Annotated in this window: 5 protein-coding genes; 2 read left to right on the top strand and 3 right to left on the bottom strand. The window is 72.7% G+C overall.

The genetic code is table 11. The features are described from left to right. Positions 1 to 908 (bottom strand): CE1 family esterase (locus OP18_RS46565; RefSeq protein WP_033366567.1); only part of this gene is annotated, 908 nt, incomplete at its 3' end. A gap of 461 nt (positions 909 to 1,369) precedes the next feature. After that, the gene (locus OP18_RS46560; protein ID WP_081971719.1) at positions 1,370 to 3,211 is read right to left on the bottom strand and encodes a sensor histidine kinase; all 1,842 of its coding nucleotides are present in this window, start codon (positions 3,209 to 3,211) and stop codon (positions 1,370 to 1,372) included. Between the two features lie 216 nt (positions 3,212 to 3,427). On the opposite strand from OP18_RS46560, the gene OP18_RS46555 reads away from it, so the two are divergent. Both OP18_RS46555 and OP18_RS46550 read left to right on the top strand, forming a co-directional pair. Then, positions 3,428 to 7,570: a glycoside hydrolase family 38 N-terminal domain-containing protein gene (locus OP18_RS46555; protein ID WP_033366534.1), complete on the top strand. Its 4,143-nt coding sequence runs from the start codon at positions 3,428 to 3,430 to the stop codon at positions 7,568 to 7,570. Then, positions 7,567 to 8,193, top strand: a complete 627-nt coding sequence (locus OP18_RS46550) for a DUF7158 domain-containing protein (RefSeq protein ID WP_052388380.1) — start codon at positions 7,567 to 7,569, stop codon at positions 8,191 to 8,193. The genes OP18_RS46555 and OP18_RS46550 overlap by 4 nt, the downstream gene beginning before the upstream one ends. Here the strand turns inward: OP18_RS46550 and OP18_RS46545 are convergent. Further along, positions 8,142 to 9,749 carry an FAD-dependent monooxygenase gene (locus OP18_RS46545; protein ID WP_063745772.1) on the bottom strand — a complete coding sequence of 536 codons (1,608 nt, stop codon included), beginning with the start codon at positions 9,747 to 9,749 and terminating at the stop codon, positions 8,142 to 8,144. The two genes, OP18_RS46550 and OP18_RS46545, sit on opposite strands and share 52 nt — an antisense overlap. Positions 9,750 to 9,811: the final 62 nt, after the last annotated feature.

The following is a 9,811-nucleotide window of genomic DNA, read 5'->3' as shown; positions in this document are numbered from 1 at the left end:
GGTGGGGTGGTGTTCTCGAACTGTGTGAAGAAGCGCCAGGCTTCCCCGGAGGTCCAGGTTCGGGAGTCGTTGGGGCTGGTGGAGCCGTCCACGGGGCTGGGGGTGTGGTCGCCGTCGAACGCGATCCAGCGCACCGGGTATCCGGCGCGGCAGCCGGTGTAGTTCGTGGCGATGTGGGTGAGGCTGTTCAGTGCCGGTTCGGGCGGGTTCTGCGGGGTGCATCCGTTGTTCCTGACGAACGTGTCGCGTAGGGACCGTCCGTTGGAGATGTTGAGGACGCTGTCGTGCGTGCCGTGGATGCCCAGGTAGGCGACGGGCAGTGTGCCGCCGTTGCATCCGCTGAGGTTCGCGCCGGACAGTACGGCGACCGCGCGGAAGACGGTCGGTCTGGCGCAGGCGAGCGCGTAGCTCATCGCGCCGCCGTAGCTCCAGCCCATCGCGAACACCTGGGTGGTGTCCACGCACAGGCCGTTCTCGATGAGGTTGGTCAGGTCGTCGACGAACGTCAGGTCCCGGCCGCCGGTGTTGGCCCAGCCGGCGTCGATGCCCTGGGGTGCGACGAAGATGGTGCTGTTGTTCGACAACGGCTGCAGTCCGTAGTAGCCGGCCGAGGCGACGGCGTTGGCGGAGCCGTTCAGCCAGTGCAGTCCGAAGACCAGCCGGTACGGATGACTGTTGTCGTAGTTGTCGGGGACTCGGAGGATGTACGACCGGTTCTGGCCGCCGCTGGAGATGGAGCGGGTGCCGCTGGTGAGGGCCGGTGCCTTGCCGCATCCGGCGGTGGCGGCCAGCGTGCCGCTGGTACTCGCCTGCGCGGTCGCGTCGCGGCCGCTGGCCTGCCACCCGGCCGCGACCACGACGAGCGCCGCCGCGACCACCGCGACGAGCGAACCTCTACGTCTGGACATCGTGCGGTTCCTTCCACGGACACGGCACACCGGACGTCGCGGTGCGACGCCGGGCGATGCCGTACGGGGGATTCGTGCGCGCCGATGTTGTCACGGCCGTCACGCGAAGACAATGAATTCCGAAACTCCATCGAGCAGCGTGGAGGAAACGATCAGGAATGGAAGTCTCATGTCATCGCACGCGACTGCGCGGCAGTACCGCACGTAACACTTTCGCCGCGCCGGTCGCGGGCGCAGCCATTTTCGTTGCGTCACCTGACGGCGTACAGGTAAACGATGACATTCACGGGCGCCTGTCTCCCGCTGCCAAGAGCGCGGTTGCGTTCGCCGATGGAGGGCGCGTTTCGGGCGGGTGCCGTTCGATTCTCAGATGGCGGTGGCGGGTTCGGTGAACGCCGCGGCGCCACGGAGTCCACGTGGGCGTCGACACGGCTCATCCGGGACCGCCGGGGTCCGCCGACTCAGGAGGAGTGCAGGGGGACGGGTGTGGTCGGGATGGTGGCCGACAGCCGGGTGCCGCCGCCGGTGGGGCTGGTGACGGTGAGGTGTCCGCCGAGCGCCTCGACGCGGTCCCGGAGGCCGGTGAGGCCGGTGCCACGGCGTGGGTCGGCACCTCCGATGCCGTCGTCGTGGATCGCCAGGTGCAGGACGTCGTTCCGGGTGGTCACCTGCACGTGCACGACTGTGGCGTGGGCGTGCTTGGCCGCGTTGGTCAGCGCCTCGGAAACGATGTAGTACGCGGCCGTCTCAACCACTGGAGGCATGCGCTGACCGGTGTGGAGGTCGAGGTCGACCAGCACCGGGGATCTGCGGGCGAGCGCCTTGAGCGCGGTTGGCAACCCGCTTGAGGCAAGCAGCGTTGGATGGATGCCCCGTGAGATCTCGCGCAGGTCGTCCATCGCGCTGTTCAGACCGCACCGGGCGCGCGAGAGTTCCGCCTCGGCCTCCTTCGGCTCAGCCGGCAGGAGGGCCTGCGCGGCACCGAGCTGCATCGCAACGGCGAGGAAGTGCTGCATCGCGCCGTCGTGCAGGTTGCGCTCGATGCGCTGGCGGGCCTGGTCCGCGGCGGCGACGAGCCGGGCCCGGGACGCGGCGAGCTGAGCCTGGTTGTCGGCGTTGGCGATGGCGATGGCGGCGAGGTCGGTGAACTTCGCTACGCGCGTCTCGGTGCCCGGCGGCAGCGGCTCGGGTCGGGCCCACGCCACACCTGCCACGCCCCAAAGCCGCCCGTTGACCATGATCGGCACCCCGACCACAGCGCGGATGCCCACCTCGCGGGCTCGTGCGGCCATAGGGCCGGCCGCGCCCTCGAAGCTGTCCACTCTGGCGGCGCGCCCCGTGTCCCGCACCTTGACCAGAACGTTCTCGCCCTCGATCGACATGCTGATCCCGTCGGTGATCTTGCCGGTGAGGTTGGTTGAGACAATGCAGACCGTGCCGTCGGGTTCGTAGCGACACAGCCACGTGCTGTATTCACCCAGCAGCGCGTGCAGCTCCGTGGTGATCGCGTGGAAGACGTCGGGTGGAGGGCTGCCACGGGCCACGAGCTTCGCCACCCGCCCCAACGCGGCCTGCTCGGCGGCGAGCTGGCGCAGCCGCTCCCGGCTCGTTTCCAGCGAGTCCAGCACCGCCGTACGCTCCTGGCAGGCGTGCAGCAGCGACGTCAATGTCGGCACGACGTATTCCCGCAGCCGACGCGCCGTCAACTCGGGCAACCCGGCGGGCACCACCAGGGTCCCGAGCCGGCCGGCCTCGGCGTGCAGGGGAAACGCCACGTGCCGGTGGTCACCGGGGACGGCCGCGAGGTGGATCACGGCGTCGGGCAGCTGGAGGGACCGCGCGATGGACCGTGCGACGGTGGGCAGCACGGCGGGAACGTTGTCGGCGTACAGCAGCAGCCGGGCCATCTCAGCGGTGAGATCGGACTCCTCGGCCTGGGCGGCGCGCGACCGGGCCAGGTCCGCCACCGCACTCGTGGCCACCGCGACAACGAGCAGGACCGCCAGCACGACGACCTGCCGGATGTCCGTGGCGGCGAAACTCTCGACGGGCGGAGCGTGGAAGAAGACGAACGCCAGCGTACTGACCACCGAGGTGGCCAGCCCGAGCCACATGCCCCACACCATCGAGGTGACCAGCACGCCGACGATGTAGATCATGCCCGGGAAGTAGGGTGCCATGACCGGCCGGAGCGAATACACCAGCAGGGTCTCGACCAGGATCAGCAAGGCGGCGACCGCGATGCCCGACCTACGGGTCGGGGGTGTCGGTCGCACCAGCCGGGACAGAGAACCGGCATACACCGACCAATCCTAGTCCGGCGGTGCTGCCTCGGGTACCTGTCGTCGCGGCGTCACCAGTTGCACGCCGCCGACGCGCAGGCAGATCGCGAGCCGGCCCGCGGCGATCTCCATCCTGTACACGACGCCGGTGGTCCTGGTCTACTCCGCACTGTCCAAGTGCTCGGTGGGGCGTTCCGCCTCGCCGGCGCGGTGCAAGGCTGAAAGGGTTCCCGGCACATGCGCATCCTCGCCGTCACCGGCACCGAACTGTTCGTCGCCGGCCCGCTGCAGGTTGTCAGCGTCGAGGTGGACGGCTGGCCGGGCCGGCTCGACATCACCGGCGACGGCGTGTCGGGCTCGGCGCAGGTGCACAGCGGACCCCTGGCGGAGGTGGGTGTCACGTGCACCGCCGCACCGGGCACCGCCGTGCCGATCGAGGTGACCGCCGACGGCGGCGAGCCCTTCGCCGCCACGCTCGTCGTGGCCGAGCCCGGCTGGACGGTGTGGATGGTGCCGCACTTCCACTACGACCCGGTCTGGTGGAACACCCAGGCGGCCTACACGGCGACGTGGGACCGCACGGGCCGCCTGGGCACCGAGTTCCGGGCCGCGTTCCAGCACCCGGGCTTCGACCTGGTACGGCTGCACCTGGAGACGGCGCGGCGGGACCCGGACTACAAGTTCGTGCTCGCCGAACTGGACTACCTCAAGCCGTACTGGGACAGCCACCCGGAGGACCGCGAATACCTGCGCATCCTGCTCGCCGACGGCCGGCTGGAGCTGATGGGCGGCACCTACAACGAACCGAACACCAACCTCACCTCCGCGGAGTCCACCATCCGCAACCTGGTGCACGGCATCGGCTTCCAGCGCGACGTCATCGGCGGCGACCCGCGCACCGCATGGCAGCTCGACGTGTTCGGCCACGACCCGCAGTTCCCCGGCCTGGTCGCCGACGCGGGCCTGGACTCCTCGTCGTGGGCGCGCGGCCCGTTCCACCAGTGGGGTCCGATGCTGTGGACGTACGAGCCCCGCGACGGGTGGGGTGACCCGTCGGCGATGCAGTTCAGCGCCGAGTTCGAGTGGATCTCACCGTCCGGGCGGGGCGTGCTGACCCACTACATGCCCGCGCACTACTCCGCCGGCTGGCACATCGACGCCCAGCCGACGCTCGCCGGTGCCGAGCGCAGCGTGTACGAGCTGTTCCTGCTGCTGAAGAAGGTCGCCGCGACCCGCAACATCCTGCTGCCCGTCGGCACCGACTACACACCACCGGCGAAGTGGGTCACCGACATCCACCGGGACTGGAACGCCCGGTACGTCTCGCCGCGCTTCGTCGTCGGACTACCGAAGGAGTTCTTCGCCGCGGTCCGCGCCGAACCCGGCTTCACCCCGTCGCCGCAGACCCGCGACATGAACCCCGTCTACACCGGCAAGGACGTGTCGTTCATCGACACCAAGCAGGCGCAGCGGCACATCGAGGCGACCCTCGTCGACGCCGAGCTCTTCGCCACCGTCGCCGCCGCGACCCAGGGCGCCGGGTTCCCACACGCCGCAGTCGACAAGGCGTGGCGGCAGCTGGTGTACGGCGCGCACCACGACGCCATCACCGGCAGCGAATCCGACCAGGTGTACCTGGACCTGCTCACCGGCTGGCGGGAGGCGTACGACCTGGCCACGACGGTGCTCGACGGGGCACTGCGCCGGCTCGGCCCGCAGGACGGCGACGGGCCGGGCCGGCACGTGGTCGTGTTCAACCCTTCGGCGTGGCCACGCACCGACATCGTGCGGGTCCGGGTCGAGTTCCCCGAGCCGGGCACCGCCGGCGTCCGCGTCGGCGACGGGCCGGTGCAGCTGGAACACGTCCAGCGGCATGCCGACGGTACCGTCGCCGCCGCCGACGTCGTGTTCCGCGCCACCGACGTCCCCCCGCTGGGCTACCGGGCCTGGCCGCTCGACGCCGGCGGACCGGCCGAGGGCTGGACCGAGGTGAGCGGCCCGCCGATCATCGAGAACGACGCGTACCGGGTGATCGTCGACCCGGCCCGCGGCGGCTGCGTGGCCAGCCTCGTCGACCTGGGTACCGGCCGGGAACTCCTGCCGCCCGGCCGGGTCGGCAACGAGCTGCTGGTCTACGACGAGTACGCCGCCCACCCGCGCTTCCACGAGGGCCCGTGGCACCTGCTGCCGAAGGGCCCCGCCGCGCACGCCTCCGCCCACCGCCGCGCAGACAGCGTCCGGGTCGAGCGCGGCCCGCTCGGCGAGCGGATCATCGTCAACGGCGCGACCGGCCCGCTGCGCCATACCCAGACCCTGACGCTCTGGCACGGCAGTGACCGGCTCGAGCTGACCACCCGCGTCGACGACTTCACCGGCGCCGACCACCTCGTCCGGCTGCGCTGGCCCACCGACGTCCCGGGCGGGCTGCCCGTCAGCGAGGTCGGCAACGCCGTCGTCGGCCGCGGGTTCGGCCTCATCGACGTCGACACCGAGCAGGCACCATGGACGCTGGACAACCCGGCGCAGCACTGGTTCGCGGTCTCCAACACCGCCCGCATCGACGTCCACGACCTCGACGGCGTCCGCCGGCACACCCGAGCGTTCGGCGTCGCCGAGATCGTCGCCGAGGACGCCGACCGGACGGCGGCGCGCGACCTCGCCGTCGCGCTGGTACGCCGCGGCGTCACGGCGACCACGTCCCGGCCGGACGGGGCCCGGTACGGCCGGCTCGCCGTCGACTCGAACCTGCCCGACCTGCGCATCAGCGTCGGCCGGACCTCGTTCACCGCCGCGGTCCTCGCCGCCGGCGGCCCCGGCTACGCCGACGAGGTCGACCGGCAGCTCGCCGTGGACGGCCGGGCCCGGGTGCTGGTGCCCGCGGCGAAGGCGCTGACCGGCGTGTGGCTGCCCAACGCCGACCTGACCGGCGTGCTGGACCTGCCCGTGCTCGTCGTGCTCGACGACGTCCGGACGATGTGCGCCGACCTGGCCACCGGGGTGGTACCGGTGACGCAGCCGATGACCGGCATGCCCGACCCTGACCTCGACGACCGGACCGTGGCGCTGGTCAACCGGGGCGTGCCCGGCTTCGCGGTCGACACCACCGGCGCCCTGCACCTGTCGCTGCTGCGCTCCTGCACCGGCTGGCCGTCCGGGGTCTGGATCGACCCGCCGCAGCGCACCGCCCCCGACGGCTCGACCTTCCAGCAGCAGCACTGGACGCACACGTTCGACGCGGCGCTCGTCGCCGGCGCCGGCGACTGGCGCGCCACCGGCCTGGTCCGGCACGGCCACGAGGTCAACCACCCGCTGCACGCCCGCGTCGCCGCCGGGACGTCGACCGCCGCCGGCAGTTACCTGACGGTGGACTCCGACGGCGGCGGCGACGTGGTCGTGACGGCGCTCAAGCCGACCGGCAACCCGCTCGCGTCGGGTGCCGCCGCCACCACGGTGGACAGCGTCACGGTCCGGCTGTACGAGGCCGCCGGGTGCCCCACGGACGTGCGGCTGCGGCTGTGGACGCCGGCGACCGGCGCCACGGCCACCAACCTCCTGGAGGCCCCTGGCGAAACGCTGCCCGTGCGGGACGGCGCGGTGCTGCTGTCCCTCGGCGGCGCCGACATCGCGCAGACCGCCGTCCGGGTCGGCCCGATCGCCGCCGCCGTCGAACCGGCGGCACCCGCGTACGCGAAGTACTGGCTGCACAACAGCGGACCCGCACCGACCGGCAACCTGCCGGTGACGGTGCACCTCGACCCGCTGGTCTGCGCCGTGACCGGGCCGGTCACGGTGACCGCGACCGTGTCCTCGGACCTCACCCAGGACCGGGCGGTGGGCGCCGTCGAGCTGGTGGCGCCGCCGGGCTGGCACGCCGAGCCCACGGCGTTCCCCTACGACCTGCCGCCGGGCGGTCACACCCGCCAGGAGGTCACCGTCCGGCCGCCGGACGCCCCGAGATCCGGGGTGTACTGGCTGCGGGCCCGCACCGAGCACGGCGTCGAGGACATCGCCCGGCTCCTCGTCGACGCCGCCGGCCCGGAGACCGTGACCGCCGCCTGGAGCGACCCGCAGGACCGGGTGCTGCGGCTGCGACCGGGCCAGGAGGCCGAGGTGACACTCGACCTCGGCACCGACGCGGCCGGGCCGGTCACCGTCGAGGTGCAGCTCATCAGCCCGTGGCACACGTGGGACCTGTTCCCGGCGCCGTCGGCGCTGGTGGACCTGTCCGGCGCCGCCCGGCTGCGGCTGCCGGTGCGGGTCCCGGCCGGGCACGGTCCTGGCCGGTGGTGGGCGCTGTGCCGGATCGCACACGCCGGCGAACTGCACTACACCGAGCCGATCACCGTCGAGGTGCGGCGGAGCGAGGAGCCGACGGCATGACCGGTCCCTCGCACCGCGAACCGGGCGGCACGCCCCTACACCCGCACGGCGGGGAACCCGGCGCGGCCGGGATCGCCGCCTGGGTGGCGGGGCGGCCGGTCACCGTCGCCGCCGTCGAGGACCGGCTCGCCGCGCTGCGCCGCGGTCCCTACGCGACACGGCTCCCCCACCCGGCCACCGCAGAGGGCCGCAACCTGCGCCGCTGGCTGGTCCAGGTGCTCACCGTCGAGGCTGCCGTCGAGCACGAGGCCACGCTGCTCGGGCTCTCCGCGGGCGACGGCGTGCCGCGGCCGGTGCGTCTCGCCGACGCGTTGCGCACCGGCGGGGTGGTCGCGGCGGTGATTGCCGCGCACCCCGTGGCCCGGGCGCTGCGCGACCGTGTGGCGCCACCCGTACCGGCGGAAGAGGCCGAAACACAGGCCTACTTCCACCGCAACCGGGACCGGTATCCGCAGGACTACGCCGTGGTGCGCGACGCGCTCGCCGCTCGTCTCGGCGCCGAGGACTCCGAGCGGCGGTTCGCGCGGTGGCTCGAGCAGCGGTGCGCGGCCCTGGTCCGTCTCGAGCCCGGCTACGAGCATCCCGGGGATCCCCGGCACGCCGACGCGGTGCACCGGCACTGACCGGAGGCGCGGTGGCCGGCCGGCGCGGGACCGCCGAACCAGGTCTCCAGCGCCTCGAGGAGCTGGCCCTCGCCGTCGGCGCCGAGGGCCCACGCGACGTAGCCGTCCGGGCGGACGAGCAGGGCACCGGCCGGCGGTGCCGATGCCTGGGCGGTGACGAGATCCACGCGGTCGCGCCAGGCGCCGGTCAGGTCGGCGAGGTGGCCGGAGCCGGTGAGGTCCAGCAGCAGCGGCCGGCCCGGGTGCGTGAGCTCGGCGAGGCGGGTGTCCCGGGAGCCGGCGCGCAGGTCGAGGTCGGGCGCGAACCGGCCGGTCAGCGGGTGTGGGCTGCCGGAGTGCATCGGGTACCGGAGGTCCGAGCCGGCCAGCAGGTGTGCGACCTGCCCGGTGACGGCCGGGGTTTCCAGGAGTTCGGCGACGACCTGACGCAGTGCGGTGATCGCGGGTCCCGGGGACATCAGCGCCAGCTGAGCCTGGGTGTGCATGGTGACCCGTTCCGCGGCCGGACGGCGTTCGGTCTGGTAGCTGTCCAGCAGCCCGGGTGGTGCCCAGCCGTGCACCTGCGCGGCGAGCTTCCAGCCGAGGTTGGCGGCGTCCTGCAGGCCGAGGTTGAGTCCGGGGGCGCCGACGGCGGGGTGCACGTGGGCGGCGTCGCCGGCGAGGAACACCCGGTTGACGCGGTGCGAGGTGGCGATCCGGACGTTCGCGGGATGTCCGCGGCGCAGCAGATGCGGTCCCGGGGTCTCGGGTGCGGTGAACGGCAGGTCCTGGCCCAGGACCCGGCGCAGGCTTGCCCGTATCTCGTCGAGCGAGACCGGGATGTCGTCGGTGATCGGCGGCCCGTCCCATTCGATCACCGACACCATCACCACGCCGGGTTCGTGCGGGACCACGACGTAGGCGCCGCGTTCGGTGCGGTGCCACGTGTACAGCCCGATCCGGTCGCCGCTGGGCAGGGCGACGTCGCCGGTTTCGACGCTGATCGACGATGGTGGCACGGCGACGTGGGCGGCACGCGAGACGACGGTGGGGTCGGTGGAGCCGGCGAACGTGGCACCGATCGCCTTCCGGACCCCGCTGCGGGCGCCGTCGCAGCCGACGAGATAGCCGGTGCGCAGTTCGTATCCGCCGTCGGGCCCCTGTACCTGCACGGTCACGCCCTCGTCGTCCTGCCGCAGCTGCCGCACCTGGTGCCCGCGTCGCAGGTCGACGCCGAGCTCGACGGCCCGCCGTTCCAGCAGCGTCTCGAGGTGCGCCTGGCGGATCTGCAGGCCGTAGAGCGGGTTGTCGGCCAGGCCGGACGGTGTGAACAGCAGGGCACCGAACAGGAACGCGGGCGTGGGCCGCGGCCGGTCGCCGGAGCCGCCGAAGGACCGGTACAGCCCGCGATGGTCGAGGAACCGAACGACCTGACCCATCAGGGCGTTGGCTTTGTATGCGGTGCCGCGCTCGGACAGCTGCTCCAGCACCACCGGGCGGACCCCCGCCAGCGCGAGTTCGCCGGCCAGCAGCAGCCCTACCGGGCCGGCACCGACGATGCTCACCTCGGCCGTCATGTGGTTGCTCCGTTCGATTCGGGTTCGTCCGCTGCGCGGGCCGGTCGCCGCCGGCCCGGTGC

The sequence above is a fragment of the Dactylosporangium aurantiacum genome (assembly GCF_000716715.1).
Lineage (GTDB): Bacteria > Actinomycetota > Actinomycetes > Mycobacteriales > Micromonosporaceae > Dactylosporangium > Dactylosporangium aurantiacum.
Note: the sequence above shows the minus strand (reverse complement) of the source record. Positions and strands in the feature narration are given on the sequence as shown.

Bases quoted from the DNA above. Each gene is read 5' to 3' on its own strand.
- OP18_RS46555 (WP_033366534.1), top strand. From the start codon at position 3,428: ATGCGCATCCTCGCCGTCACCGGCACCGAACTGTTCGTCGCCGGCCCG.
- OP18_RS46550 (WP_052388380.1), top strand. From the start codon at position 7,567: ATGACCGGTCCCTCGCACCGCGAACCGGGCGGCACGCCCCTACACCCG.
- OP18_RS46545 (WP_063745772.1), bottom strand. From the start codon at position 9,749: ATGACGGCCGAGGTGAGCATCGTCGGTGCCGGCCCGGTAGGGCTGCTG.